Below are 409 nucleotides of genomic sequence, written 5' to 3'. Positions count from 1 at the left end.
TCTCGCACGAGGCCATCTACCAGGCCCTGTATATCCAGGGCCGCGGGGCGCTGCGCCGCGAGCTGACGGCCTGCCTGCGCACCGGCCGTGCGCTGCGGGTGCCCCGGGCCCGGACCCGCCAGCGCGGAAAGACGTTCGTCAGCGAGGAAGTGCTGATCAGTCAGCGGCCCGCGGAGGCCGCCGACCGGGCCGTGCCCGGGCACTGGGAAGGCGACCTCATCATCGGCTTGGGCAGTTCCGCGATCGGCACGCTGGTCGAGCGCACCACCCGGTTCACGATGCTGCTGCATTTGCCCCGGATGGAAGGCCACGGCGAGGGCCGGCGGGTCAAGAACGGCCCGGCGCTTGCCGGGCACGGTGCCGAAGCCGTGCGCGATGCCATAGCCGCCACGATCGCTACGCTGCCCGA

1 protein-coding gene is annotated in these 409 nt (G+C 72.4%); it reads left to right on the top strand.

The window, feature by feature from the left end:
• On the top strand, window positions 1-409 hold a 409-nt coding region (locus QSK17_RS35795), incomplete at both ends, for a transposase (RefSeq protein ID WP_502889358.1).

Source organism: Microtetraspora sp. NBRC 16547 (genome assembly GCF_030268965.1).
Taxonomy (GTDB): domain Bacteria; phylum Actinomycetota; class Actinomycetes; order Streptosporangiales; family Streptosporangiaceae; genus Microtetraspora.
The sequence above is the reverse complement of the archived record's forward strand: the minus strand, read 5'-3'. Positions and strand labels throughout refer to the sequence as shown.